This is a genomic window from Pseudomonas hefeiensis (genome assembly GCF_030687835.1).
Classification (GTDB): domain Bacteria; phylum Pseudomonadota; class Gammaproteobacteria; order Pseudomonadales; family Pseudomonadaceae; genus Aquipseudomonas; species Aquipseudomonas hefeiensis.
Genome location: NZ_CP117449.1, coordinates 789696 through 814429 on the forward strand (window position 1 = coordinate 789696; position 24734 = coordinate 814429).

Consider the following 24734-nt stretch of genomic DNA (forward strand, 5'->3'; position numbering starts at 1 on the left):
GCCCCGGGTGAGTGGTGCAGCAGAGCTTTCCTGCACCGCAAATTCCCCCGTCGTTTTAGTAATTGAGTTTTCCCGATAAATAACCCATCAGGCACCGTGCCGTGGATCCTCATCGAAGCCCGCCGTCGTCTTCAGCATCTTTAAAATCACCAGCGCAAACGCCCGACTTTTGGTTTCGTTGTCCAAAACCTCCAGCGACAGTTTTTCGTGATCGGTCATGGCGTCCAGTACGGTGTTCAGCACTCGCTTCGGGAATAGGCCGTGCATCACTTGTTCGATCGAGTGGTTGTTTACCTGTGCCATCACATCTTCCTGACGACTGATGCGTTGAGCAATGCCGGCAAGGAATTGCAACTGGTCGTCGTCACTCACTTCGGCGCCAAATATTTCGTTGAGGGCCTCAATGATCTCAGATAAACGCTTTTTCTCCGGGTCGTGAGGTTTACCGCTGCCCACGTCGCTGCCAGGTTTTAGCTGATACTTACCTTGTTCCTCGCTCAGGTGCAGTTGATGCTCGGCACGCTTACTCAGTCGGTAATGGGTCAGTCGCAGCTCGCCCACGTCCACGTCGTCTTGTTGCAGACGATCCAGGCGCAGCAGTGGGTGCAAATGCTTGGCATACACACAAAGCTGCTCCAGTTCGCGGTCCTCGTAAGCCACAATCTGCGAGAGGAATTCGTACAGACGTACGAAGCTCTGTAAGTTTTTTCGGAACAGGTCGAGTTGATCTATTTGTTCGCCGGCCTCTTTCAGCGTGAACTCAGCTTTTTTAAGTCCGTTATCATCACCGTTGGCTTCGGCCGTACGTTTGAAATCTAGCGCTTGCTGGCGGGACTCCAACGAGAGGGCGTAGCGCTTGGCAAAGCGCTTCTTGGCCGGCGTGCAGTAATAGCTGAGCTTACTGGCCGCAGCCTTAGGGTCGAAGAAAGCCATGGCGAACGCCTCGACCTCCTGCCAGTAGTAAATTCCCTCGGCATCCAGCTTCTTCTGAAGGTCATAGATGATTTGTGGGTCGGTTACATCACTCAGCTCGGCCTTGGTGTAGTACGGCAAGAAGGCGTCGAGAATATCCTGCGGTTCGTTGAAGAAGTCGAGGATGAAGGTTTCCTTGCTGTCACCGAAAGTCCGGTTCAGCCGTGACAGAGTTTGTACGCAGTCCACGCCTTGCAGCTTCTTGTCCACGTACATGGCACATAGCTTGGGCTGATCGAATCCAGTCTGATATTTGTTGGCCGCGATCATCACGTTGAAGTCTGGGGTATCGAACGCCAGGGCCAGGTCGCGGCCATTTAGGCCAGGGTTGAGCAGGCTGCTGTTTTCCGTCACCTCTTCAGGGATCGCCTCATCTGGTAGTACGCTGCCAGAGAATGCCACCAGCGGGTGCACATCGTTGTAGCCCATCTGCTTTACATAAGCTCTCACCGCTAACTGATAACGCACCGCTTCCTGGCGGCTGCTGGTCACCACCATCGCCTTGGCTTGGCCATTGAGCAGATTGCGGATATTGGCGCGGAAGTGCTCGACGATCACCTCAACCTTTTGACTAATGTTGTACGGATGCAAGCGCACCCAGCGCGCTAGCTTGATACGTGCCTTCTTGCTTTCCACCTCATCGTCTTCGCCATCCGGGTGGGCGATCTTCCAGGCGGTGTTATAGGTGGTGTAGTTGCGCAGCACATCGAGGATGAAACCTTCCTCGATAGCTTGGCGCATGGAGTAAAGGTGGAAAGGCTCCGGCTTATTACTGGAACTGGCCGGCAGCGTAGGATCAGCCGGACGACCGAACAGCTCCAGGGTCTTGGGTTTGGGCGTCGCAGTGAAAGCGTAGTAGCTGATGCGCTCGTTCGGTTGGCGCGCTTGTACAGCAGCGTCCAATAATTCTTCGGTGCTAATTTCCTCGGCGTCTTGCGCATCGCTACCGAGAATCTGCTTCAGCTTGCTAGCTGAGGAGCCGGTCTGCGAAGAGTGCGCTTCGTCGGCGATTACCGCGTAGCGCCCGCTAGCCAGCTTGGGATACTTGTCTAACGCATCGAACAGTGCGGGAAAAGTCTGGATGGTGACGATGATGATGCGCGACTGTTCAGCCAGCGCCTCCGCCAATTGTTCGGACTTGCTTTGGTTGCCGACGTCGCGACTAATTGGTTTGACAACGCCCTGGGCATGCTCGAATTGGTAGATGGTGTTCTGCAACTGGCTATCGAGCACTGTTCGGTCAGTGACTACGATCACCGAGTTAAACAGGCGCTGACCGGCATCGTCGTACAGCGAAGCCAGTTGATGCGCCGTCCAGGCGATGGAGTTGGACTTGCCTGAGCCGGCGCTGTGTTGGATCAGGTAGCGCTTGCCCGGGCCTTCGGCGCGGGTCGTATCAATCAGTGTGTTGACCACCTCCCATTGGTGGTAACGCGGGAAGATCATCGTTTCCTTGGTCACCGGCGTGCCGTCGAAGCCTTCGCTGGTCTTCTTGTCCAAGTGCAGGAAGCGGCCCAGCACCTTGAGCCAGGCATCCGGCTGCAACAGGCGTTGCCACAGATAGTTGGTGGCATATTGGCTGTCGTCGGCAGGCATTGGGTTGCCTGCGCCGCCTTCCTCACTGCCGAGGTTAAACGGTAGGAAGAAGGTGTCCTTACTGGCAAGTTTGGTGGTCATAGCCACTTCATTCTGGCCCACGGCGAAGTGCACCAGTGCGCCACGTTTGAAGGTCAGCAATGGTTCGGGTTTGCGCGTCAGCGGGTCTTTTACCGGGCGGTCGTAGCGATACTGACGTTTGGCGTTTTCCACCGACTGCTTGAATTCGCTTTTTAGCTCCAGCGTGGCGGTGGGGATGCCGTTGACGAATAGCACCAGGTCCAGCCGCGGGTCGTAGCTTTGCCCGCCGCTGCCGGTTTCACGCGCATGAGGGGAATAAGATACCTCTGGCACCACGCGCAGGCGGTTGCACTTATAGCGCTTGAGGGTGTCTGGGTTCATGTCGTGGTCAGGCTGGAAGCTGCAAAGCTCCACCTTCACTGCTGGCAGCTTAAAGCCATGGCGTAGCACATCCAGGGTGCCGCTTTGCTCGAGCTCGCGCACCAGCTTTTGTACCAGCACATCATCCGGGTTGTTCGGGTTGGCCTTGGCGAATTTGTCCCAACGCTCCGGCCAAGCGTCTTTGAAGTAGCCCAGCACATCTTCGGTGTACAACGCCGTGCAGCGGTCGTAGCCGCTGGCCGTGCCGACTAACCAGCCTAGGGCGGCCAGGGCCTCGATGATGTCCTGTTGAAACTGCGCTTCCTTGCTGTCCGCCATTACACGGCCTCTTGTGCTAATTCGGGGGATGGTTTACTGACTGGTGGCTGCCAGCCGCGCACGTCGATTTTGCCGGTGACGGCGGCGGAGATTAGGGCGGTGCGGCGCTCTTGGAGCAACGAAATACTCTCGATTGCTTGCTTACAAGTTTCATCCAATAAACCAGCGTGCCGAGAAACGAATTGGTCAATCTGTATTTGCTCATTTTCAGGCGGTAAAGGCACTGGTGTTCGCCTCAATGCATCAAGAGTGATTTCTTTAAATGTTGCACCTTTGGCCATTAAGTCGAAGTAGTTTTGAGTAGCCTCGGCATTAAGGAATGCGAGAAGAAAATTTCTAGTAATTTGCTTGCCTACTGAGATTTTTGCCGTGCCTTGCGTGAGGTTAGCAATTTTCAACTCATTAGGAACCGGCAAACATTTTCCGACCGATGCGCGTATAGACATGACAATGTCTCCTGGCCGCACACGCGATCGTGCATAAGACTCATCAATATCTGGAGAGGTGAGGGGATAACCCGAAACAGGAAGCTCTTCTCCGCTCATATCACTGGTCCGAATGTATGGGATGCCACCTTCAAACTCTGGACCAGCTTGAACGATTCCATAGGTGATCGAGGTACTCGGATCTACTACATGCTTGAGTTGTTTTACTTTCCAATGCGCCGGCACTTCGCCTAGCCATTCCACGCCAGAATCTTTCATTGGCATCGTAGGGTTGAGGCCTTTAGTGACGGCCTGGGAGATCAAGGCTTGGCGCTTTTCCTTGAGCAGTTCGATCAGACGCTGCTGTTCTTCGATCAGCGCGTGGATGCGGGCGGTTTCATAGTCGAGAAAACGGGCGATTTGGGTTTGTTCTGTGAGCGAAGGAGTGACAACTCGAATGTTACCTAGGAGTCCACGGCTAATTCTTTGCATCGTGGCACCACGCGCGAGATTGCCTGTGTGCTTGAAATATTCTTCACTGCTGAACAAATAAACGATGAATTTTTTATGATATTTAGAGTCCGGCCTAAAAATCACATTATCTACAGAGGTCACTACTCTCCCGCCGAGGTCTGGAGCTACACACGCTCTTCCAATCGGGTTGTTCAGGCGCGAAATTAGGACATCGCCCTCATGGACCTCGGTGCAACTAAGTGAGTGAAACGTTTCCTCTGAAATGAACCCTGCACCTTGTTCTTTGTAAACGCCCTCGCCAACGTTTCCCGTTGTTATGTAACGAATTCCCTCTGATGAAATATCCTTGCTCTCAATCCAGTCGCCATCTAAGAATAATGACTTTCGTTCAAGTGCCATGTACTTAATGGGAACGCTGCACCAATGTTTAGGCACCTCGCCTAACCATTCAACACCAGATTCTCTGTATTCTGGATAACAGGGAAACGTCATGCCGATAGCCCCTCAATCATCTGCTTGATACGATCGGTGCAAGCTTTCAGGTCGCGGTCGATCTTGTCCAGTGGACGCGGTGGCTGGAACACATAAAAGTGACGGTTAAAAGTAATCTCAAAGCCAACAATGCCGACTTCGCCATCCAGAGCGTCGGTCTTGCTCTCGTCGATCCAGGCATCTGGCACATGGGGGATGACTTCGCGCTGGAAGTAGTCGTACACCGACTCGCCCAACGGCACGTTCTCGTTATCGCGCAGGCCGGCGTCTGCTTCGGGTTGGCCTTTGGTGGTGCAGATATCCGCCTCGGGGTCGCGCTCGCTTAGGGCATTGAGTAGGGCTTTTAGCTCCGGGGTACTGAGGCTTACGCTGTGCGTGGTTAGGGCCTTTTTCAGCAGGTTGCTGAACTGCTCGCGGTTTCGGTGCAGCGCGCTGGTGTCCATGGTTTGCAAGGTCGCCATCAGTTGCTGCTGGGCGGTGCCGTCGAGTTTTTGCAGGGCTTTTTCGTCCAGTACCCGCTCAATACGCTCGGCACTGATTTGGAAGTTTAAGCGCAACGGGCGTTCGACGGTAATGCGGCGGTAGCCGAAGGCGTCGATGGGGAAAATTTTGCTCTGCGCAGTGTGCTCGAAGCTGCCATACAGGCGTACCAGCTCGCCGATTTGATCCTCGGTGATGTACTGGCGCTTGCTGCCCAGCGACTTGCGCATTTTGGCGTAGTGCTGACTACCATCGATCAACTGCACTTTGCCTTGGCGTGCAGTGGCCTTGTGATTGCTGAGTATCCATATATAGGTTGCGATGCCGGTGTTGTAGAACATGTCCGTTGGCAACGCAACGATGGCTTCGACCAGATCGTTCTGTAGCAGATAGCGGCGAATCTCCGACTCACCCGAACCCGCGCCACCGGTAAACAGCGGCGAGCCATTGAGGATGATGCCGATGCGCGAGCCACCGTGGCGTGGGTCACGCATTTTGCTGACCAGGTGTAGGAGGAACAGTAGCGAACCGTCGGACACCCTTGGCAATCCTGGGCCAAAGCGGCCGTCGAAACCTTTGTGGGTGTGCTCGTCGGTGATTTGCTTTTGCACCTTTTTCCATTCCACACCGAAGGGCGGATTGCTGAGCATGAAGTCGAAACGTTTGCCGGCCAATTGATCGTTAGACAGCGTGTTGCCAAGCTTGATGCTTGCCACATCCTGGCCCTTGATCAGCATGTCCGCTTTGCAGATGGCGTAAGACTCGGGATTTAGCTCCTGGCCATGTAGGGAAACGCTGACTTTTTCGCTGATGGACTGAATGTACTCATCACCTTCTGACAGAAAACCACCCGTGCCCGCCGTTGGGTCGTAGATGGTGACGATGCTGTTGGGCGTGAGTTTGTGATCCTGATTTGTAATCACCAGGGAAGTAGTCAGGTGCACGATATCGCGTGGGGTAAAATGCTCCCCGGCAGTTTCGTTGGAGCTTTCCGCAAACTTGCGGATCAGCTCTTCGAAAATGATGCCCATACCGAAGTTGCTGATGCGCTCGGGACTCAGGTCGGTAGCAGCAAATCGTTGCACCACTTGATAGAGCAGGTTGGCGCTGGACAACTGCTGAACGAAGTCTTCGAAGTGGAAGTGTTCGAAAATTTCGCGGGCGTCCTTGCTGAAGGCTTGTACGTAACTCATTAAGTCGGCGGCGGTCTGGGTGTCCGACAGGGTTCCTAGCGTCAACGGCGAAGCATTGAAAAATTGCTGACCTGCGGAGCGCAGCAGGATCATTTCGCGCACGGTATCTGGACGGCCTTCCTGGGCGAAGGTTTGCTTGATCACCTCGTCTTTCGTCGGTGCCAGTACACACTCCATACGGCGCAATAAAGTGAACGGTAGGATGATGCGGCCATACTGGGATTGCTTGAAATCACCACGCAGCAGGTCGGCAATCGACCAGAGAAAGGCGGCCGTCTGGGAATGATTTTCCGTGTTCACGCAGCAACTCCTTGGAGTAGGCAAAAAAGCCGAGTTTAACCCGCTGGACTGCCTACATGTCATAGGCGATGCAGGATTGATAGGTTCTTGGAGATATCTGGGCGTTGATAGCTCGGAGGCGAGCTGGGTTTGGGGTTGGGGCAAAGACGGGATGAAAGTTCAGACATTAAAAAGCCGGCTTATGGCCGGCATTGTTAGTGTTTCCACTGCTTTCGCCTTGTTCCCCGTTATCCGTCTGTAAGTGCCGTATTTACTGGATTAAACCATTTCGTTTGTTTCATAATGTCCGCTAAGAGTTTTCGGCGTGCCGGCTTTTTATGGCGGGTGATGTGGCGGGTGAGAAAGGAGAGGTCATGGGCAGTCTGACGACGAGAAGTGTAGAGAAGCTAATCAGGGCCGCAGTGCCGGGTAATACCAGTGATGGGGCAGGGCTTTACTTGCAAATCAGCAAGCCCCGCAAGGTTGGGGGCGGCGTGGTGGCGAGCTGGCTTTTCCGCTATCAACTCGAAAGACGTCGCCGCGAAATGGGTTTGGGTGCCTGTGCCGACGTTACCCTAGCCGAAGCACGCAGCAAGGCGGGAGATGCTCGCAAGTTGCTAACCGCAGGCAAAGACCCTTTAGCCGCTCGTGATGCCGATAGAGAAGCTCAGCGCGAAGCCGAGCGTTTGAGCGAATCGCGCAGGATCACATTTAAGACGTTGGCGCTTGATTATCACAAGTCGCACTCTACGAGTTGGTCTGCTAGATGGGCAGCAGGCTGGCTAAGGAAGCTGGAGCTGTATGCCTTCCCGCGCATTGGAAAGCTACCCACCTTTGAAGTTGAAACCGCCCACATCCTAAAAATCCTGCAACCAATATGGGCGGAAAAGACCCGCACCGCTGACGAAGTGCGCGGGCAGATTGAACAAGTCCTCGATGCCGCGAAAGCTCGGGGACTGCGTACAGGTGAAAACCCGGCCCGCTGGCGAGGGCATTTAGAAAACCTGTTGAGCAAAGCGGAGAAGAAGAAGGCTCGCAAGCGCCAGCACTTTGCCGCTATGAAGTGGCAGGACATCCCAGAGCTTATGAGCAGGCTGGCGGAAATTGAAACGCGGGATGCCTTTGCCGCACGACTGCTGATTCTGACGGGCGCACGGGCGCATATGGTTAGGTTTGCCGCGTGGGATGAATTTGATTTGCAGGCCTGTGTATGGAGGCTGCCTGCTGAGCGTATGAAAATGCGCCAAGCCTTCGATGTACCGTTAGCGCCGGAAGTGGTTACGCTGTTAAACGCTTTGCCTCGTGACGAAGACAGCCCTTATCTATTTCCCGGTCAAGGAAAGAGCGGCGTTATGCACGCGAATGCTGTGCGCAGCTTGCTGCACGGGATGGGGCACGACGACATTACCCGTCACGGCTTTCGGTCTAGTTTTCGTGATTGGGCAGCCGAGCGCACCACCTATCCCCGTGAGGTTTGCGAACTGGCACTAGCGCATGACGAGCGCGATCAGACTGAGGGTGCATATTCCCGAACGGACTTCATTGAGAAGCGCCGCGCATTGATGGCGGATTGGGCGCAGTACGCAACAGGCAGGCTTGCTGAGGTGGTGCAGGGGGCTTTCGGTAGGCGGGCGTAAGGCTGAAAAAGTTGGTTTTCATAGGCGCAAACTTACACAGGCGCGACATAAAAACTTGCATGAATGCGACATATTCGCGACTTAAAAATAAATTATCGTTAATAATCAATAAGTTGCGACATATCAAAGATCGAGGTTTTTTCGACTACTGGTCAATCGTCAGGGTGCCTGTAACCATCTGGTAGAATGGGCAATAACTGGAAACAAGCTCTGGTTATTTCCGTCGGCAAAACCGATAGATAACAAAAGGCCCCGGTAGGACGGGGCCAGTTAGTCAGGACGTTAAGCCGATTTTTCTAACTTAGTCCCGTTCGCGCATTTCATCTAGCAGTGAGGATGGTAAGCCCACTTATTGGGTAGGTCAATGCCATTTTAGCGCGACGCGACAGACGACACAGGAACACTCTACATGTCTGACCGCAGCTTTATTCCCGCCTCCCGCGTCTGCGAGAAGTATGACATTAGCCGTACTACCGTGTGGCGGATAGTTAATGATCCCAGCTTCCCTAAAGAGGCTATTCGCCGTGTAGGCCGTGCCGTTCGCTATGACATAGCACTGCTCGATGCCTTCCTGAACCCTCAGGAGGCTTAACTTATGACGCTTAAAAAACTGCGCCATACGGTGCGGCACGCACCCTTTCGGCCGCAATTCGGATCCTCTTTTGATCCAGTCGTATGGTCATTGATGACTGGGGTGGTTTATGCCTGAGGCCGTCAACTTGTTGGACACCAGCAATGATGCGCAGGTGAAGCGCACAGCAGAGGCCGTGCGCGTGCACCAACCCACTACCCATGAATTGCGCGATGTTTGGAATGTGATGCATGGAGCGGGACGTGTTTACACGTTGCGTCACCAATATGGCTGGGATATTCGCACTGTGCCGACTATTTCGGTGGACGCTCAAGGTCGCACGCATAAAGGGGTGGCCCGTTATGTGCTGGTTAAGGAGGGGGTGTCGGTATGAGCGCCTCATTTATTTCTGGCTTCGGCCAATACCACAGCGACCGCGCCGGAGTTAATCCCCGGCCTTATGTGACGTTCGACTGGCAACAGTTCGGGGACATGCTAAACACCCCCCCAAGTGTGGCTAAGGAGGCCGCGCAATGGGTGATTTTCTCCGAGCTGGCGACACGAGTATCTGCTGAGCAGCGCACCGAAGGGCGTTTTCATGCGCTCTGGTGCGATATTGACGACGCTCAAGGTCGTACCATTGCAGAAACTGCACAACTTGCCTGTGACGCTGTAGGAGGCGCTCAACTGGTCTGTTATGCGAGTCGAAGCGCAACGGAAGAAAACCAGAAAGCGCGGATCGTTATTCCGCTAGCCGGTCTGTTGGGTGGCGCTGATTTTGAGCCGATGCAAAAGGTTCTGAATGATCGTCTAGAAACCGCCGGCCTGATTCCTGATCGTGCGACCGAGCGAGCGAATCAGGTGATGTATCTGCCGAATCGGGGCGCGTTCTACGATCAAGTGCAACTCAAGGGAGCGCGTCTGGACGCTTGCTCCGTGTTCGCTGCTGACCTGGATGCTGAGCGTCAGCGTCTGCAAGCCGAGGAGCAGCGCCAGACAGAAGCCCGAGAGCAATCTAGACTCAAGGCGGCTGAGCGCATGGCGAGCGGGGGGACTAGCCCAGTTGATGCATTCAACGCGGGGTATGACCTAGAGCTAATGCTTACAACCTTTGGCTATCGCAAGCGTGGCAATCGCCATCTATCGCCTCTTTCCACGTCTGGCGTGGCTGGCGTAACGATCAAGGATGGCATTCGCTGGGTTAGCACTCACGGAAGCGACGTATCGGCAGGCATTGGAAAGGTGTCCGGCTCGCAATGCTCCGGCGACGTGTTCGACCTGTTTGTATTTTTCGAGCATGGGGGCGACTACGGGGCCGCCGTTAAGGCTGCTGGTGAGATGTTTACCACTGTCGATGGCATCACTATTACCCAGGCAAACCAACGTGCTCATATGCAAGCGCAAGAAGCCACAGTAGCTCCGGTGGACCTAGCGAGCGTTGGGGGGATGGCGCCCCCCAGTCCGGTTAAAGAGCCTATGCCGGCTAATGAAGATGTTTTCGATCTTAGCCAATTCGCACTAAACGGACAATCCGCACAACTGGAGGCAAAAATGCTTGAAGATACTTTCGTTCTAGGACGTCTTGCCATCCTTGGGCAGGCGACGGCTTTTTACGCAAAACCGAACAGCGGTAAAACACTATTGGTTCTTTGGTTGCTGATTCGCGCTATTGAGGCGGGAGAAGTAAATCCGAAGGATGTTTTCTATATCAACGCAGATGACAACTTTAGAGGGCTAGTGACAAAACTGAAATTAGCCGAGATGTATGGCTTTAACCAACTAGCGCCGGACTTCAATGGCTTTAAGTCCGATATGTTTTTGCGCTACCTGCAAAAAATGATTGAGGATGGAACCGCCAGCGGCAAAGTAGTGATTCTCGACACGCTTAAGAAATTCACAGACGTAATGGACAAGACCATTGCGACCGCTTTCGGGAAGGTTATGCGGGCGTTTGTATCTAATGGTGGCACTGTTATTATGCTTGCGCACACTAATAAACATAGAGGGAGTGACGATAAACTAGTGGTGTCAGGTACTAGCGATATTGTGGATGATGCCGACTGCGCCTATACGCTGGACGTTATTGAAAGCGACGTACTAAATAATGTGAAGACAGTGATTTTTGAGAATATCAAGGCGCGGGGTGATGTTGCCGATTCCGCAACCTATACCTATTCGACGCAAAAAGGCCAGGGCTTTGGTTATGAGGAGTTGCTAGCGTCGGTGCAGGAAGTAACGCAAGCTGAAGCGGAGGAAGCTCGCAGGCGAGAGCAGGCTGAGGAACTAGTACGCAAGAATGCTGACATTATCGATGCAATTTCCGAAGCGATTGGCGAGGGTGTGACGCTGAAAACTGATCTTATCGATGCCGCAGCCGAGCGCAGTGGGATCAGTAAGGCCAAGGTGTCACGGGCGCTGCGGGATCATACGGGAACCAATTATGCAGCGGGGAATCGCTGGAACGTAGGCAAGGGTGATAAAAACGCACAGCCCTATAGCCTGTTGATGTCATTCAGTGCGCCACCTCGACATGCCACGGGCTGGTAAATATAAGGCCACCTTCGGGTGGCTTTTTTGTATCTATACCCCCTCACTCAAAAACATGAGAAGTTTAGGAATTTAGATAAATAGCGGAGCTGTGAGTACACGTTAGGGGCGTTTGCTAGCCTGTCTGGGTTGTGCTTGCCGGACATCCTGTCTCTCTACAGCCTGCGTGGTTGCTGAGTTTCCTAAACTTCTTCATAATTTCTAATTTCTCAAATATCTTTAATGTTCTATGGTTTTCATACCTGTCAGTAGTGGAAACTCCATCACCCTTCAGCTTGGCTAGAGGGAGAAAGACTGAGCGACATCTGAGGGTTTGGCATCTATATAGAGGATTTGCCTGTCTAGTAGCGATTTGCTACTGTTCTGCATTCACATAAGGAGAAACCATGAACACTCTAATTCTGATGGCGAAAGACATCATTGCCCTGATAATCCCGGTTATGGCCGCATTTTTTGCATATTTCGGTTACATCTTTGGTGGTGGTATAGGTGCTGGATTGGCAGGCGCATCGGGCTTCTTTATAGGTCTCGTCGGCTATGCGGTATTTCAAGCAGCAGTTTCCAAGCAGTAGCGCTGTCCACAGTAGTCTGCCGTCCCTGGCTAGCTTCTCTATGAGTTAGTAGTCAAGGCATTACGGGTTTGGCAAACCGCTGCCGAATGATAGACATTGCCTCGGTGGAACGCTCCTGTACTGCCCTAGGGCCATTGTAGTGAAAATTGGTGAAGTCTAAAACATCGAAGAATGAAGCTGTCGCTCTTTCTCGTTCTTCGGTGTTTTTAAGACTATCTGCGTACTCCTCCAAATCCTTTATGCTTGCTCTACCACTCGTGTAGGCCAACACAATCTCGTGGAATCTATCTTCTTCGAAATTCTCATCCATTGGAAACGCTCCCTATTTTAATGGTTGAGGAGTCATACCACCCTCACGACCTTTTTGGCAAGGCGAGGAGTTTTATCGCGCTCAGTGGAACCCATAGGTGCTGATGACCAACTGCCTATGGTGACGCTAGGAAATCCTGACCGATATATCGCCATATAGATAGCTTGCTAACTGTTCTCGTGTTATTTCCCATACTAATAGACGTGTTTTTACTTGCGATATAATAGGCGCTCTTAATTAATTATATGCAGGTAAATTAACATGGCTCGACAGCTTGTAAATGCTTCAGCTTCGATTGGTTCTAACGATTTGGAACCACTGGTTAGGCTTCTGGAAGGATTGACAAAAGACATTGCGTCTATCAAGTCGGATCTGACTTTCCTTAAGTCTGAAAATATTGAAGCTAATAGAAAAATCGTCAGCGAAAAGTACGGTGAAACAGTAGCTAAAGGGATGGCGAACAACGCGAAGGCATTAGCCGAACTCGCTAATAAGCCTGTGCCAATCACAGAGAAGCTCACCCCGGACCTAAACGAATATTTTTCCGGGAGAGCTTTCTGATGGCCGCCGAAATCCGCAAACCTGGGCGTCCCGTAGGCACCAGTAACCGCAACCTGCTGCAAAGCCTGCTACACCGTATGGCTATGATTGAGGCCAGCCTAGGACTCATCATGGTTCGTTTGGAGGCCCGAGCATGAGCACCGTCGAATTGATTGCCAGCCATGAACAGCAACTAATCGATGCCGAGTTGTTGCTAGCGTCCCTGAATGAACAATGGGAGTCCGCTTGCCGAGCTGGTGAAGACGTGGCGGCGCTAGAGGATCAGATTGATACGACAGCACGGCTAACAAAGCGACTGAGCCTGCGCCTGGAGGCTCTTCAGGATCAGAAAGTCAGCGAAGCCACCCAGGCAAAGATTGACGCCGCCAATGCTCAAGCCGCCGAGGCAATGGAGGCCGTGGAGCGCTTAGTCATGGCTCGCAAATCAATTGCCCAGCTTGTCGAGAAGATGAAGCCATTGATTGACACCCACAACGCGGCATTCCAGGTCATCGCTGATCGTTCGCAGCTTGCCGGGCACACGGTTAGCCTCGCTGCCGTTCGTAAGTCTCTAGAGGCTATCCAGCCGCTGGACATGGGCAACGTTGCGGCGATCACTAACTTGATGGGTACGAAACAGACCCTGGATATCGTCGTTGGTGGTTCTAGCCACTGATCCATCCGCCCGACTCTGACCGGTCGGGCAATACCACAATGGGCCTTATATGCACGTGATCGATGAGTTTGAGCCTGAAGACGATCAGCCCAGTGATGAGCAGTTGCTTATCTGGGCTATCGAAGCCGCCGAGGTAATGCCACCAAGGCGCTGGCTCGCTCGCTGGGGCGGTTTTCTGACGCCGAGGATGTGCGTGAGCAATGGTAAGACAAAGCGGCGCTACAACGATTTAGTGAAGGGTATAGCGAAGGCCACGAAACCGGTGCCAGACCGGGATGCCTCGCCTTATCCGGGAGTGATGTGGGCATAGATGAAAAACTAAATGTGTGCCCGCTGCTCAATTCAGTTACGGGGCCCGTATAGGAATCTCAGCGTCTCCACGCTTTCATGGCGTTAATGCAGTTAGATGAGTTTAGCTTTTTCGCGCTCAAATTCTTCCTGTGAGAGCAATCCCTTCTCCCTCAGCTCGGCTAGCTTGAACAGATCATTCGTTGATTTTTCCTCCTTTGATTTGCTGGGCTCACTGACTGGCATAAAGGCCGAAAGCGACCAGACCAGAGCCACAAGCCATCCGAGAAGCGTCCAGCCAGTCAAAAGGTTTAGAGCCGCTATTGCATTGCCTGAGGGGTGTTCACGCTTGATCGCTATAAACAGCGGTATGAAATAGAACGCAACCGCGACTCCAATCATGATTAATCCGTAAACGAAATCCATACTCAGTTCCTTTTGATAAGCTCAGCCTCGATCTTAGCGTGCGGATGCTCGGTTTGGTAAGGCGAGTAAGCGAGGGAGTGGTTTACGCTGAGTGGCGGGTGAAGTGGTGGGTGATACTTAGACTATTTTTATACCCCTTGCCATTCGTGCCTTCCAGACATTAAAAAGCCGGCTTATGGCCGGCTTCTCGTTGACTAACTCAGTTCGTTTTTGACAAACCTCACCAGCCTTCAAAACGTACATCCGGCTCTTGCGGCCGGCTGTGGGACTTGGTCAGAAAGTGATCTGCCTTGTCGGTGCGAGGTGTGGGCTCGCAAATGTGGGGCGGAGGATACGCGGGTTTGCTTCAGAATCCCAGTGGTAAGTGGTGTGGAATCATTGGGTTAGGGGTGATTCAGATAAAGAGCAGGGGCTGCTGCGCAGCCCAGCGGGGATAAATCCCCTCGCCACAAAAGCTCCTGCCACAGCTCCTTCTGCAGTTCCTGCCACGGTTTCTGGTCTTGGGTGGGTTAGTCGAACACCGGCGGTCTCTGTTTGTTGAGGGTTGACCACCAGAACACCCAGCCGATCACGTGGATGTGTTGCGCGTCGATCTGTTCTGCGCTGAAGACCTCGTCGGGATACGCAGCGCTGTTGTGGCTGCGCAGGCGCAGTCGGTTGCCGGGGATGCGGTGCAGGTATTTGATGCGCAGCATGCCGTCGTGTTCGAGGGCGTAGATTTGGCCGTCGACGATTTGGGTCAGGCCGCGGTCGATGGCGAGGGTGGAGCCGTCTTCGATGCGTTCGGCCATGCTGTCGCCGACCATGGTGGTGCAGATGGCGTCGCTGGGGTTGATGTCGAGGGTTTCGAGGTGGCTGCGGGGCAGGCGGATGGTTTGGTCGGGGATTTCGATGATGTGGGTTTTGGTTGCGCCGGGGGCTATGGGGGCTTCCTTGTAGAGGGGCAGTTCGATGTCCGTGGTTTCCTGCACGCTGTAGACGCCATCGTTTTCGGCGGCTTCATAGGTGACGCCGGGGCCCAGGCCCAGTGGGGTCTGCGGGCCTTCGCCGGTGGCGAGCCATTGCGGGCTGACGGTCAGCAGGCTGGCGATGGAGTAGATGCGCCCTGGCGGGATGCCACGGTTGAACCAGTTGTTTATGTGCTGGGATTTCACGCCGTATAACTTCGCGAAGTCGGCGGAACGGATATGGGCTTCTTTTAGAAGGGCTCTGAAGCGGTCGCCACTGGAAAGTATTTTCATAAACGGAAAGTTTAGGGGCGACTGTGTTTTCGGCAATAAACATGTCGTTCAAATATATAAGACGATCTTTCCGTTTGCAGGATTTGAAAGGGGCGGGCTAAACGCTGTTAAACTTTATTAATACAACTTCGTATTTGTCATCATTAAGACATAAAAAAACCCCGGTGCAAACCGGGGTTCTTCTTTACTTCAGTCTCAGCCTTTGTAGGCGGCAACCGACTTGGTGATCGCTTCGCGGGCGGCGTCAGCACCGGCCCAGCCTTCGATCTTGACCCACTTGCCTTTTTCGAGATCTTTGTAGTTCGCGAAGAAGTGCTCGATCTGCTGGATCAGCAGCGGTGGCAGGTCGGTGTATTCCTTCACGTCGACGTACAGTTGCGACAGTTTGTCGTGCGGTACGGCGATGACTTTGGCATCGCCGCCGCCGTCGTCGGTCATGTTCAGGACGCCGACCGGACGGGCGCGGATGACCGAGCCAGGGGCGACTGGGTAAGGGGTCACGACCAGCACGTCGAGGGGGTCGCCGTCGTCGGCCAGGGTGTTGGGGATGAAACCGTAGTTGGCCGGGTAGAACATTGGGGTGGCCATGAAACGGTCAACGAACAGGCAGTCGCTGTCTTTGTCGATTTCGTATTTGATCGGGGCGTGGTTGGCCGGGATTTCGATCGCGACGTAGATGTCGTTCGGCAGGTCTTTGCCAGCCGGAATCTTGCTGTAGCTCATTGGGCGGTGCCCCCGTTAGTTGACCAAATGACTGGTCGGATTGACCAAAAAGTGGCGGCGATTATAGGCATATTCGGCCGTCGATGCCACGTTACAAGGGTCTTAGAGACCTTAGTATGACGCCTGATAGACCGGATCTTCGGCTTGAAGTTGCCGCAGCCGGGCCAGCGGGTCCTGGCGGTAGAACGCCTTGAGCTGTTCATAGACCCGCGGGTACGCCTGGTGCAGCAGGTCTGGGGCGCTGAAGAAGTATTCGCTGGTGACGGCGAAGAATTCTGCCGGATTCTCCGCTGCGTAGGGATCGATGACGGTTTCTGCGTCCGGATCCTGGTCCAATTGGCGGTTGAGGTCATCGAAAGCCTGTTGCATGGCCTCGGCCCAGTCTTTGACCCGCATGTCGGCATGCAGCGGCGGCAGGCCATTGGCGTCGCCGTTGAGCATGTCGAGTTTGTGCGCCAGTTCGTGGATCACCAGGTTGTAGCCGTCCCAGCCGCCGCTGGCCAGCACGCCGTCCCAGGCCAGGATGATCGGGCCTTGGGGCCAGGCTTCGCCGCTGTGTTCGCCGTCCCATTCGTGCTCGATGCCGCTGGCGTCGCGGTAGCGCTGGGGGCTGAGGAAGTCGTCGGGGTAGAGCACGATTTCGTGAAAGCCCTGGTACCAGTTCAGTTCGCCCAGGTGCATCAACGGCAATTGGGCCTGGGCGGCGAGCAGCAGGCGTTGTTCCTGATGCAGTTCGACGCCGGGCAGAGCGCTCAGGTGTTTGTCATGCAGGAACAGCACGCAGGCTTCGCGCAGCCATTGGTCCTCGGTGGCGTTGATGCCGTCGAGAAAGCTCAGCTGGTGGCGCACCCGCTGCCAGGTTTCCTCGCTGACGGGATGTTTGGCGAGGGTGCGTTGCCGGCGCCAACCGCTCAGGGACCACATGGGCGATCAGCGCGGGTGAGCTTTCGAGGCGCTGGCGGCCAGGCGGCTGCGGATTACGCCGATGACCATCGGCACCAGCGACAGCAGGATGATGCCCAGCACCAGCAGCGACAGGTTCTGCTTGATAAATGGCACATTGCCGAAGAAGAACCCGAGGCTGACCAGGCCGCCGACCCACAGGATGGTGCCCAGGACGCTGAAGGCGAAAAAGCGCGGGTAAGGCATTTTTGCCACGCCAGCGACGAAGGGCGCGAAGGTGCGCAGGATCGGCAGGAAGCGCGCCAGGGTCACGGTTTTGCCGCCGTGCTTGTCGTAGAAGTCGTGGGTTTGTTGCAGGTAGTCGCGGCGGAAGATTTTCGAGTTCGGGTTGCTGAACAGCCGTTCGCCTGCGGTGCGGCCGATGATGTAGTTGGTGCTGTCGCCGAGGATCGCCGCCAGCATCAGCAGGCCGCCGAGCAGCACCGGGTCCATGCCGCCGCCGGCGGCTACCGCGCCGGCGATGAACAGCAGCGAGTCGCCCGGCAGGAAGGGCATCACCACCAGGCCGGTTTCGCAGAAGATCACCAGGAACAGGATGGCGTAGATCCACGGCCCGTAGTTGGTCACCAGCAGGTCGAGGTACACGTCGAGATGCAGAATGAGGTCGAGGGGGTTGAAATCCATGCAAAGCACCTGTGGTCGCGGCCTGACTGGGTTGGGCCTGTGGGTCGGGCTTCGAGTAAGGCTACAGCGCGTGTAGCTTTTTCTTACAAGCCGGGAAGAGCGGCATTATACGAGGTCGAGGGAGGCGTGCGTGGTGAGTTTGTAGCGGGGGATGTCGGTGGCGTGTGGCTGGGTGAAACACCCTGTGGGAGCAAAGCTTGCTCGCGAAGATGGTGGCACATTCAACATTGATGCTGGCTGCTCCACCGCTATCGTGAGCAAGCTTTGCTCCCACAGGTCTGACGGGTGTATGAGCGGGAGAATCAGGCTGGCTGTTAGGCCGCCTTCGCGAGCAAGCCCGCTCCCACAATGGGAACGGGGTACGACTGGGAGAGCCAGGCCGGCTGTCAGGCCGTCTCGCGAGCAAGCTTTGCTCCCACAGATCTAACGGATGTACGACTGGGAGAGCCAGGTCGGCCGTTAGGCCGCCTCGCGGTGGACGTTGATCTCGGCGCCCCGTTAACCACGCTGGCCGAACGCAGGCTTTGCGGAGTGGGCATCCCGGCATGGATGCCGGGATAGCCGCGCTGGGCCATGGATGGCCCTTCGCGGCGGGCCCACGGAGCAATGCCGGAGTGAGGGCATGCCGAGCCTAAGCGAGGCACCAAGTGGTGGGGCAGGAGCGTTTTGCTTACTTTTGCGCTTCTCAAAAGTGAGCCGCCGTCAGGGCGGAACCCTAAGCCGCCGTTACCGCAGCAATGGATATGTCCCCGATCATTGCTCTAGCGGCTCAGATCCCCTCGCTGATCGGCAACACGTAGTTCTTGAACTCGGTGTCTTCCTTGAACCCAATCGACTCGTAGGTCTTCTGCGCCACGTCGTTGTTGCTGCTGGTGGAGACGCGCATGCGTACGGCGTTGGTTTCCTTGGCCATTTTTTTTGCGGTGCGGATCAGGTTGTCGGCCACCAGTTGGCGGCGGGCGTCTTCGGCGACGTAGATGTCGTTGAGGATCCACACGCGCTTGAGCGACAGTGACGAGAAGCTCGGGTAGAGCTGGCAGAAGCCCAGCAACCGGCTGTCATCGTCATCGGGTAACGCCAGGTAGATCACCGATTCCTTGCGGCGCAGGCGTTTTTCGAGGAAGGCTCGGGACGAATCCGGGTAGGGCAGCGAGCCATAGAATTCCCGGTATTTGACGAACAATGGGGTCAGCAGGTCCAGGTGTTCCAGGGTCGCTTGGATAATCCGCATAGTAGGTCTCGTCTGCAAAGGTCGACAGATACTCGGACAGCAACGGCGTTCTGCCGTGCTTCGATGCTGCCTGAAAGCGGATCAAAAACGCAATGTTGTAAACGGATCAGCTTCGGGGCGGCATCAGTAGGAAATTACCTTTCATATCGGCGGCGTTTTCCGAGTCTAAAGTTTGGACCTGGGCGTCGTCCTTCAGATTGACCCCCGAGAGCTGTCTGCGGCAGGCCTCGCGCATCAGGTAGATCAGGCGATGGGCGGCCATGCCGTAGCTCAAACCTTCGAGCCGGACGTTGGAAATGCAGTTGCGATACGCATCGGTCAGGCCGACCTTGGGGTTGTAGGTGAAATACAAACCCAGGCTGTCGGGGGAACTGAGGCCGGGGCGTTCGCCGATCAGGATTACCGACATTTTTGCGCCGAGCCGCTGCGCCACCTCATCGGCCACCGCGACGCGGCCCTGTTCCACCAGAATCACCGGCGAGGTTGACCAACCATCAGCGGCGGTCTGTTCTTCCAGCCGCGCCAGGAACGGCAGCGTATGCCGATGCACCGCCAGCGCCGACAGGCCGTCGGCCACCACGATGGCCAGGTCTGCGCCGCCGGGATTGGCCGCGACGTGGTCCTGCAGGATCTGCACGGAGGCTTCATCGAGCCGCCGACCCAGGTCCGGGCGTTGCAGGTAGCTGTTGCGGTCGCTGGCGGCGCTGTGCAGCAGCAGGCTTTCGCGGCCGCGTTCAGTCAGTTGCGCGCGAATGCCTTCATGGTCGAAGGCCAGGTGCACGGCGTCCCGAGCCTGGGCGTGGGCGTACTGGAAGTCCAGTTGCGCCTGGGTTGGCAGGCTGGTGCCGGTGCGGCCCAGGGCGATGCGCGCCGGGGTGAGGGTGCGCAGATTCAGCCAAGGGTTTTGTGGATCTACAGGTTTTTTATCCATGGGCAGTTCTCTCATCCCAAATGCGGCTTATCCCAAATGAGCTAATGCGTGACGAAACGCCGGTGGCAGGTTGTCGCCGAACCGCACCCGGCCATCGGCCTGGGTGAAGATGCCCATGTTCGCCAGCCAGGTCTCGAATTCCGGCGCCGGCTTCAGGCCCAGGGTCTGGCGGGCATAGAGGGCGTCGTGGAACGAGGTGGTCTGGTAGTTGAGCATGATGTCGTCGGAGCCGGGGATGCCCATGATGAAGTTGATCCCGGCCACGGCCAGCAGGGTCAGCAGGGTGTCCATGTCGTCCTGGTCGGCTTCGGCGTGGTTGGTGTAGCAGATGTCGCAACCCATCGGCACGCCCAGCAACTTGCCGCAGAAGTGATCTTCCAGGCCGGCGCGGATGATCTGTTTGCCGTTGTACAGGTATTCCGGGCCGATAAACCCTACGACGGTATTCACCAGAAACGGGTTGAAATGCCGTGCCACGGCGTAGGCCCGGGTTTCGCAGGTCTGTTGATCGACGCCGTGGTGGGCGTTGGCTGACAGGGCGCTGCCCTGGCCGGTTTCGAAATACATCAGGTTGTTGCCCAAAGTACCGCGATTCAGGCTCAGCCCGGCCTCGTAGCCTTCCTGCAAGACGTTCAGGTTGATGCCGAAACTGGCGTTGGCCGCTTCGGTGCCGGCAATGGACTGGAACACCAGGTCCAGGGGCACGCCACGGTTCGCCGCTTCAATGGAGGTGGTGACGTGGGTCAGCACGCAGCCTTGGGTCGGGATGTCGTAGCGCTGGATGATGGCGTCGAGCATTTCCAGCATGGCGCAGATCGACGCTGTGCTGTCGGTGGCCGGGTTGATGCCGATCATGGCGTCGCCGTTGCCGAAGAGCAGGCCGTCGAGAATGCTCGCGGCGATCCCGGCGGGTTCGTCGGTGGGGTGGTTGGGTTGCAGGCGGGTGGACAGGCGCCCGCGCAGGCCGAGGGTGCCGCGAAATTTCGTCACCACGCGGATTTTCTGCGCCACCAGCACCAGATCCTGCACGCGCATGATCTTCGACACGGCGGCGACCATTTCCGGGGTCAGGCCCGGGGCCAGCGCCCGCAGGCTGTGTTCGTCGGCCGCGTCGCTGAGCAGCCAGTCGCGAAAACCGCCGACCGTAAGATGGCTGACGGCGGCGAAGGCCTGTTTATCGTGGGTGTCGACGATCAGCCGGGTGACTTCGTCGTCCTCGTAAGGAATCAGCATTTCTTGCAGGAAATGGCTGAGGGGCAGGTCGGCCAAGGCCATTTGCGCCGCCACTCGTTCACCATCGTTGAGCGCCGCGACCTCGGCCAGAAAATCCCCGGAACGCGCCGGGCTGGCCTTGGCCATCAAGTCTTTGAGGCTGTCGAAGCGGTAGGTCTGGGCGCCGACCGTGTGTGCAAAACTGGCCATACAGGTTCTCCGTGACGGCGCCGCTGGGCGGCGCCGTGGTTTTCGGCGTTTTACAACTTAGTGCAAGGCTTCTTCAGCTTTCTGAATGGCCGCGAATTCTTCTTCGGGCGTGCCTGCTACCAAGTGGTGCCGACTGTAGAACGCGAAGTAAGCAATTAACACTCCATAGATGATCGCGGCGCCGATGACCACCCGCGGATCCACCAGAAAGCCCGCCACCACGGCGATGCACGCCAGCACCAGGGCCACGCCCGAGGTGAAGATGCCGCCCGGTGTGCGGTATGGCCGGTCCATTTTGGGGCGACGGATGCGCAGGGTGATGTGCGCGGCCATCATCAGCACGTAGGAGATGGTGGCGCCGAACACCGCCACCAGAATCAGCAGATCGCCCTGGCCGGTCAGGGACAGCCCGAAACCGATGATACCGGGGATGATCAGCGCCAAGACCGGTGCTTTGCTTTTATTGGTTTCGGAGAGCTTGCGTGGCAGGTAACCGGCGCGAGACAACGCGAAGATCTGCCGCGAGTAGGCGTAGATGATCGAGAAGAAGCTGGCGATCAGGCCCGCCAGGCCCACAAGGTTGACGAAGTTGCCCATCCAGGTCGAGCCGCCGTAGGCCTTGGCCAGGGCTTCCACCAGCGGGTTGCCCGAAGCCATCAGCGCATTGGAACCCGCGCCGCCTGGGCCGATCACCAGAATCAGCAGGGCGAACGCCACCAGCACCAGCATGGCGCCGATCAGGCCGCGTGGCAGGTCGCGCTTGGGGTTCTTGGTTTCTTCAGCCGCCAGCGGTACACCTTCTACGGCCAGGAAAAACCAGATGGCATACGGAATGGCCGCCCACACGCCGACATAGCCGAACGGCAGGAATGGGCTGGCGCCCGTGGCCGCCGTGACCGGGATGTCCAGCAGGTTGGCGACGTCGAAATGCGGCACCATTGCCACCAGAAACACGCCCAGTGCCAGGGCGGCGACGGCGGTGATGATGAACATCAGTTTGAGCGCTTCACCCACGCCGAATATGTGGATGGCGATGAAGATGATGTAGAACGCCAGGTAGATCATCCAGCCGCCAATGCCAAATAGCGATTGGCAATACGCGCCGATGAACACCGCAATCGCCGCTGGGGCGATGGCGTACTCGATCAGGATCGCCGTGCCCGTGAGAAACCCGCCCCAGGGCCCGAATGCGCTACGGGCAAAGCCATAGCCGCCGCCGGCGGTAGGAATCATCGAGGACAGCTCGGCCAGGGAAAAGCACATGCACAGGTACATCGCGGCCATCAGCAGTGTGGCGAGGAACATCCCGCCCCAACCGCCCTGGGCCAGGCCGAAGTTCCAGCCGGCGTAGTCCCCGGAAATGACATACGCCACCCCCAGGCCCACCAGCAGGACCCAGCCCGCCGCGCCTTTTTTCAGTTCACGTTGTTGGAAATATTCGGAGCCGACTTTTTCGAAGTCGACTGAGGACGTTGCCGGTTGCGGGTTTGCATGATCGCTTGGCATAAGGGTTTACCTGTTTTTATTGTTTTTTGTCCAACCTGATCGCCGATTTAGCGCAGTCCCCTGTGGGAGCGGGCTTGCTCGCGAAGGCGGCGGCACCTTGAGCAACTGTGTGACTGACACACCGCTTTCGCGAGCAGGCTCGCTCCCACAGGGGGAAGTGGGCCAGCCAAAACTGGAGCGCCATCCACAAATCCTGTGTGGGAGCGAGCCTGCTCGCGAAAGCTATCTAAAGGGCGAAGCAGAACCACCTGCCTCGCCCCAATGCCTTAGAAGAACCCCAACGGATTGATGTCGTAGCTCACCAGCAGGTTCTTGGTCTGCTGGTAGTGGTCGAGCATCATCTTGTGGGTTTCACGACCCACCCCGGACTTCTTGTAACCACCAAACGCGGCATGCGCCGGATACAGGTGGTAGCAGTTGGTCCAGACGCGACCGGCCTTGATCGCCCGGCCCATGCGGTAGGCGCGGTTGATGTCGCGGGTCCAGAGACCGGCGCCGAGGCCGAACTCGGTGTCGTTGGCGATCGCCAGGGCTTCGGCTTCATCCTTAAAGGTGGTGATGCTCACCACCGGGCCGAAGATTTCTTCCTGGAACACGCGCATCTTGTTGGTGCCCTTGAGCAGGGTTGGCTGGATGTAATAACCCGTGGCCAGGTTGCCCTCGAGTTTTTCCACCTTGCCGCCAGTCAGCAGCTCGGCGCCTTCGCCCTTGGCGATTTCCAGGTACGAAAGAATCTTGTCGAATTGCTGCTCGGACGCCTGGGCGCCGACCATGGTGTCGGTGTCCAGCGGGTCGCCGCGCTTGATCTGCAGGACTTTGTTCATCACAACCTTCATGAACTCGTCGTAGATCGACTCCTGCACCAAGGCGCGGGAAGGGCAAGTGCAGACTTCACCCTGGTTGAAGAACGCCAGCACCAGACCTTCGGCCGCTTTTTCGATGAAGCTCGGCTCGGCCTGCATGATGTCTTCGAAGAAGATGTTCGGCGACTTGCCGCCCAGTTCCACGGTGGACGGGATGATGTTTTCGGCCGCGCATTTCATGATGTGCGAGCCGACCGGGGTCGAGCCGGTAAAGGCGATTTTGGCGATGCGCTTGCTGGTGGCGAGGGCTTCGCCGGCTTCTTTGCCGAAACCTTGCACCACGTTCAGCACGCCGGGCGGCAGGAGGTCGCCGATCAGCTCCATCAGCACCGTAATACCCAATGGAGTTTGCTCGGCCGGCTTGAGCACCACGCAGTTACCGGCGGCCAGGGCCGGGGCGAGTTTCCAGGCGGCCATCAGGATCGGGAAGTTCCACGGGATGATCTGCCCGACCACGCCCAGCGGTTCATGGATGTGATAGGCCACGGTGTTGCCGTCGATTTCGGCGGCGCTGCCTTCCTGGGCGCGGATGCAACCGGCGAAGTAGCGGAAATGGTCAGCGGCCAGCGGTATATCGGCGTTGAGGGTTTCGCGCACGGCCTTGCCGTTGTCCCAGGACTCGGTGATCGCCAAAACCTCAAGGTTGGCTTCGATGCGGTCGGCGATTTTCAGCAGGACCAGCGAACGGGCCTGGGCGGACGTGGCGCCCCAGGCATCAGCGGCGGCGTGGGCGGCGTCCAGGGCCTTTTCGATGTCTTCGGCCGTGGAGCGCGGGAATTCGGCAATGGGCTGGCCATTGACCGGGGAAGTATTGGTGAAGTACTGACCTTTGACAGGCGCGACGAACTCGCCGCCGATGTAGTTACCGTATTTGCTCTTGAACGAAACGATAGCGCCTTCAGTACCGGGGTGAGCGTAACGCATGATGAGTTCTCCTTGGCTTTTGTGCTTATAAGGGAGCCGCGCCAATAAGCGCTGGTATTAAGCCTAGAGCAAAGGTTGGGCCATCGCCTCGCAGGGCCCGTAAATCAA

At 56.4% G+C, this 24734-nt stretch carries 23 protein-coding genes; 9 read left to right on the forward strand and 14 right to left on the reverse strand.

From position 1 onward, the window contains the following. Nucleotides 1-87: 87 nt before the first annotated feature. The 3 genes from PSH57_RS03335 to PSH57_RS03345 are packed head-to-tail and all read right to left on the reverse strand — an operon-like array spanning nucleotide 88 to nucleotide 6652. On the reverse strand, nucleotides 88-3288 hold the full coding sequence (locus PSH57_RS03335; protein WP_305416359.1) for a type I restriction endonuclease subunit R: 3201 nt from the start codon (nucleotides 3286-3288) through the stop codon (nucleotides 88-90). Continuing rightward, on the reverse strand, nucleotides 3288-4679 hold the full coding sequence (locus PSH57_RS03340) for a restriction endonuclease subunit S (protein ID WP_305387813.1): 1392 nt from the start codon (nucleotides 4677-4679) through the stop codon (nucleotides 3288-3290). The genes PSH57_RS03335 and PSH57_RS03340 overlap by 1 nt, the downstream gene beginning before the upstream one ends. After that, on the reverse strand, nucleotides 4676-6652 hold the full coding sequence (locus tag PSH57_RS03345; RefSeq protein ID WP_305387814.1) for a type I restriction-modification system subunit M: 1977 nt from the start codon (nucleotides 6650-6652) through the stop codon (nucleotides 4676-4678). The genes PSH57_RS03340 and PSH57_RS03345 overlap by 4 nt, the downstream gene beginning before the upstream one ends. Here PSH57_RS03345 and PSH57_RS03350 point away from each other — a divergent pair. From PSH57_RS03350 to PSH57_RS03375, 6 genes are all read left to right on the forward strand, one after another. Further along, nucleotides 6645-6893 (forward strand): hypothetical protein, encoded by a 249-nt coding sequence (locus tag PSH57_RS03350; RefSeq protein WP_305387816.1) that lies wholly within the window; start codon nucleotides 6645-6647, stop codon nucleotides 6891-6893. The two genes, PSH57_RS03345 and PSH57_RS03350, sit on opposite strands and share 8 nt — an antisense overlap. Before the next feature lie 112 nt (nucleotides 6894-7005). After that, nucleotides 7006-8268 (forward strand): tyrosine-type recombinase/integrase, encoded by a 1263-nt coding sequence (locus PSH57_RS03355; RefSeq protein ID WP_305387817.1) that lies wholly within the window; start codon nucleotides 7006-7008, stop codon nucleotides 8266-8268. A 409-nt stretch (nucleotides 8269-8677) separates the two neighbouring features. After that, nucleotides 8678-8860: a helix-turn-helix transcriptional regulator gene (locus PSH57_RS03360; RefSeq protein ID WP_305387818.1), complete on the forward strand. Its 183-nt coding sequence runs from the start codon at nucleotides 8678-8680 to the stop codon at nucleotides 8858-8860. Between the two features lie 109 nt (nucleotides 8861-8969). Then, nucleotides 8970-9233 carry a helix-turn-helix domain-containing protein gene (locus PSH57_RS03365; protein WP_305416361.1) on the forward strand — a complete coding sequence of 88 codons (264 nt, stop codon included), beginning with the start codon at nucleotides 8970-8972 and terminating at the stop codon, nucleotides 9231-9233. After that, complete coding sequence (locus PSH57_RS03370) at nucleotides 9230-11386, forward strand: hypothetical protein (RefSeq protein WP_305416363.1); 2157 nt, start codon at nucleotides 9230-9232, stop codon at nucleotides 11384-11386. Before PSH57_RS03365 ends, PSH57_RS03370 begins: the two co-directional genes overlap by 4 nt. A 386-nt stretch (nucleotides 11387-11772) precedes the next feature. Then, nucleotides 11773-11958 (forward strand): hypothetical protein, encoded by a 186-nt coding sequence (locus PSH57_RS03375; RefSeq protein ID WP_305387822.1) that lies wholly within the window; start codon nucleotides 11773-11775, stop codon nucleotides 11956-11958. A 52-nt stretch (nucleotides 11959-12010) separates the two neighbouring features. On the opposite strand, the gene PSH57_RS03380 is transcribed toward PSH57_RS03375, so the two are convergent. Then, complete coding sequence (locus PSH57_RS03380) at nucleotides 12011-12268, reverse strand: hypothetical protein (protein ID WP_305416365.1); 258 nt, start codon at nucleotides 12266-12268, stop codon at nucleotides 12011-12013. A 261-nt stretch (nucleotides 12269-12529) separates the two neighbouring features. Between PSH57_RS03380 and PSH57_RS03385 the strand changes: the two genes are divergently transcribed. From PSH57_RS03385 to PSH57_RS03395, 3 genes are all read left to right on the forward strand, one after another. Next, nucleotides 12530-12829 carry a hypothetical protein gene (locus tag PSH57_RS03385; RefSeq protein WP_305387825.1) on the forward strand — a complete coding sequence of 100 codons (300 nt, stop codon included), beginning with the start codon at nucleotides 12530-12532 and terminating at the stop codon, nucleotides 12827-12829. Nucleotides 12830-12962: 133 nt separating this feature from the next. Continuing rightward, entirely contained in the window at nucleotides 12963-13484 is a 522-nt protein-coding gene (locus PSH57_RS03390) for a hypothetical protein (protein ID WP_305387827.1), read from the forward strand. A gap of 49 nt (nucleotides 13485-13533) precedes the next feature. Then, complete coding sequence (locus PSH57_RS03395; protein WP_305387828.1) at nucleotides 13534-13794, forward strand: hypothetical protein; 261 nt, start codon at nucleotides 13534-13536, stop codon at nucleotides 13792-13794. Nucleotides 13795-13886: 92 nt separating this feature from the next. On the opposite strand, the gene PSH57_RS03400 is transcribed toward PSH57_RS03395, so the two are convergent. From PSH57_RS03400 to exaC, 10 genes are all read right to left on the reverse strand, one after another. Then, nucleotides 13887-14198, reverse strand: coding sequence for a superinfection immunity protein (locus PSH57_RS03400; protein WP_305387829.1), 312 nt, complete (start codon nucleotides 14196-14198; stop codon nucleotides 13887-13889). A gap of 509 nt (nucleotides 14199-14707) precedes the next feature. Then, the gene (locus tag PSH57_RS03405) at nucleotides 14708-15439 is read right to left on the reverse strand and encodes a LexA family transcriptional regulator (protein ID WP_305387830.1); all 732 of its coding nucleotides are present in this window, start codon (nucleotides 15437-15439) and stop codon (nucleotides 14708-14710) included. A gap of 195 nt (nucleotides 15440-15634) precedes the next feature. Continuing rightward, on the reverse strand, nucleotides 15635-16162 hold the full coding sequence (ppa, locus tag PSH57_RS03410; RefSeq protein ID WP_045881121.1) for an inorganic diphosphatase: 528 nt from the start codon (nucleotides 16160-16162) through the stop codon (nucleotides 15635-15637). A 111-nt stretch (nucleotides 16163-16273) separates the two neighbouring features. Next, nucleotides 16274-17086, reverse strand: a complete 813-nt coding sequence (locus PSH57_RS03415) for a M90 family metallopeptidase (protein WP_305387832.1) — start codon at nucleotides 17084-17086, stop codon at nucleotides 16274-16276. 6 nt (nucleotides 17087-17092) lie between these two features. After that, nucleotides 17093-17749, reverse strand: coding sequence for a DedA family protein (locus PSH57_RS03420; RefSeq protein WP_305387834.1), 657 nt, complete (start codon nucleotides 17747-17749; stop codon nucleotides 17093-17095). 769 nt (nucleotides 17750-18518) lie between these two features. After that, complete coding sequence (locus PSH57_RS03425; RefSeq protein WP_305387835.1) at nucleotides 18519-18980, reverse strand: GNAT family N-acetyltransferase; 462 nt, start codon at nucleotides 18978-18980, stop codon at nucleotides 18519-18521. Between the two features lie 106 nt (nucleotides 18981-19086). Further along, a complete protein-coding gene (gene eutC, locus PSH57_RS03430) occupies nucleotides 19087-19911 on the reverse strand; it encodes an ethanolamine ammonia-lyase subunit EutC (RefSeq protein ID WP_305387836.1) in 825 nt (274 codons plus the stop codon). 27 nt (nucleotides 19912-19938) lie between these two features. Further along, nucleotides 19939-21333 carry an ethanolamine ammonia-lyase subunit EutB gene (locus PSH57_RS03435; RefSeq protein WP_305387837.1) on the reverse strand — a complete coding sequence of 465 codons (1395 nt, stop codon included), beginning with the start codon at nucleotides 21331-21333 and terminating at the stop codon, nucleotides 19939-19941. A gap of 57 nt (nucleotides 21334-21390) precedes the next feature. Continuing rightward, nucleotides 21391-22839 carry an ethanolamine permease gene (gene eat, locus PSH57_RS03440; RefSeq protein ID WP_305387838.1) on the reverse strand — a complete coding sequence of 483 codons (1449 nt, stop codon included), beginning with the start codon at nucleotides 22837-22839 and terminating at the stop codon, nucleotides 21391-21393. Between the two features lie 266 nt (nucleotides 22840-23105). Next, nucleotides 23106-24626: an acetaldehyde dehydrogenase ExaC gene (gene exaC, locus PSH57_RS03445; RefSeq protein ID WP_305387839.1), complete on the reverse strand. Its 1521-nt coding sequence runs from the start codon at nucleotides 24624-24626 to the stop codon at nucleotides 23106-23108. Between the last annotated feature and the right edge of the window lie 108 nt (nucleotides 24627-24734).

Bases quoted from the DNA above. Each gene is read 5' to 3' on its own strand.
- PSH57_RS03335 (WP_305416359.1), bottom strand. From the start codon at position 3,288: ATGGCGGACAGCAAGGAAGCGCAGTTTCAACAGGACATCATCGAGGCC.
- PSH57_RS03340 (WP_305387813.1), bottom strand. From the start codon at position 4,679: ATGACGTTTCCCTGTTATCCAGAATACAGAGAATCTGGTGTTGAATGG.
- PSH57_RS03355 (WP_305387817.1), top strand. From the start codon at position 7,006: ATGGGCAGTCTGACGACGAGAAGTGTAGAGAAGCTAATCAGGGCCGCA.
- PSH57_RS03360 (WP_305387818.1), top strand. From the start codon at position 8,678: ATGTCTGACCGCAGCTTTATTCCCGCCTCCCGCGTCTGCGAGAAGTAT.
- PSH57_RS03365 (WP_305416361.1), top strand. From the start codon at position 8,970: ATGCCTGAGGCCGTCAACTTGTTGGACACCAGCAATGATGCGCAGGTG.
- PSH57_RS03370 (WP_305416363.1), top strand. From the start codon at position 9,230: ATGAGCGCCTCATTTATTTCTGGCTTCGGCCAATACCACAGCGACCGC.
- PSH57_RS03375 (WP_305387822.1), top strand. From the start codon at position 11,773: ATGAACACTCTAATTCTGATGGCGAAAGACATCATTGCCCTGATAATC.
- PSH57_RS03380 (WP_305416365.1), bottom strand. From the start codon at position 12,268: ATGGATGAGAATTTCGAAGAAGATAGATTCCACGAGATTGTGTTGGCC.
- PSH57_RS03385 (WP_305387825.1), top strand. From the start codon at position 12,530: ATGGCTCGACAGCTTGTAAATGCTTCAGCTTCGATTGGTTCTAACGAT.
- PSH57_RS03390 (WP_305387827.1), top strand. From the start codon at position 12,963: ATGAGCACCGTCGAATTGATTGCCAGCCATGAACAGCAACTAATCGAT.
- PSH57_RS03395 (WP_305387828.1), top strand. From the start codon at position 13,534: ATGCACGTGATCGATGAGTTTGAGCCTGAAGACGATCAGCCCAGTGAT.
- PSH57_RS03400 (WP_305387829.1), bottom strand. From the start codon at position 14,198: ATGGATTTCGTTTACGGATTAATCATGATTGGAGTCGCGGTTGCGTTC.
- PSH57_RS03405 (WP_305387830.1), bottom strand. From the start codon at position 15,439: ATGAAAATACTTTCCAGTGGCGACCGCTTCAGAGCCCTTCTAAAAGAA.
- ppa (WP_045881121.1), bottom strand. From the start codon at position 16,162: ATGAGCTACAGCAAGATTCCGGCTGGCAAAGACCTGCCGAACGACATC.
- PSH57_RS03415 (WP_305387832.1), bottom strand. From the start codon at position 17,086: ATGTGGTCCCTGAGCGGTTGGCGCCGGCAACGCACCCTCGCCAAACAT.
- PSH57_RS03420 (WP_305387834.1), bottom strand. From the start codon at position 17,749: ATGGATTTCAACCCCCTCGACCTCATTCTGCATCTCGACGTGTACCTC.
- PSH57_RS03425 (WP_305387835.1), bottom strand. From the start codon at position 18,980: ATGCGGATTATCCAAGCGACCCTGGAACACCTGGACCTGCTGACCCCA.
- eutC (WP_305387836.1), bottom strand. From the start codon at position 19,911: ATGGATAAAAAACCTGTAGATCCACAAAACCCTTGGCTGAATCTGCGC.
- PSH57_RS03435 (WP_305387837.1), bottom strand. From the start codon at position 21,333: ATGGCCAGTTTTGCACACACGGTCGGCGCCCAGACCTACCGCTTCGAC.
- eat (WP_305387838.1), bottom strand. From the start codon at position 22,839: ATGCCAAGCGATCATGCAAACCCGCAACCGGCAACGTCCTCAGTCGAC.
- exaC (WP_305387839.1), bottom strand. From the start codon at position 24,626: ATGCGTTACGCTCACCCCGGTACTGAAGGCGCTATCGTTTCGTTCAAG.